We start from the raw sequence: 616 nt of genomic DNA, 5'->3' as shown, positions 1-616 counted from the left end.
GAGGGGGAATCCGCCATCTGGATCTGGGCGCCGCTGATCTCGCCGCAGTGTCCCGCCTGTGGAAATAGTCCCTCCTACCATGCTGACAGCGACTGTGAGTACAACGAGACGCCCTCGGAGGAGTGGGACGAGGGTGTGGTCGGCTTCAAGCCCGTGCCCGTGTTCGACGTCTCCCAGACTGAGGGCGAGCCGCTTCCCGAGTTGGAGACGGCCGCCAGCGGCGCGGCCGGGGACCTGTTCCCGGCTGTCGTCGATGCCGCAGCCGATCTTGGCGTGACCGTTGAGATTATTGCGGCGACTGCGTGGCCGCACGGCGACGCTGCCGGTGTGTGTCGCCACGACGACGAGGTGCCCCACATCGAGGTGCGTCACGACGACCCCGCGGCGATGGTTGGGACGTGTGTCCACGAGTACGCCCACGCACTACTCCATGACGCAGCCGACGCGGCCGACCAGACTGCCCGTGAACTGGAGGCCGAGGCGGTCGCGTACATTGTTGGGCGACACTTCGGACTCGAGATGGACGGGTCAGCGCGGTATCTCGCGGCGTGGAGTGATGACGATCCTGATCGGCTCCTCACCCGGTGTGAACGGATTCGGGAGACGGGTCAGACCG

The 616-nt window shown here is 66.4% G+C and carries 1 protein-coding gene; it reads left to right on the top strand.

Annotated elements, in window-relative coordinates:
• The coding region (locus EXE42_RS16390) for a DUF955 domain-containing protein (RefSeq protein ID WP_137707001.1) at nt 1-616 on the top strand (616 nt) is incomplete at both ends.

Origin of the sequence: Halorubrum sp. SP3 (assembly GCF_005435195.1) — an archaeon.
In the GTDB taxonomy this organism is placed as follows: Archaea; Halobacteriota; Halobacteria; order Halobacteriales; family Haloferacaceae; genus Halorubrum; species Halorubrum sodomense.
Note: the sequence above shows the minus strand (reverse complement) of the source record. Positions and strands in the feature narration are given on the sequence as shown.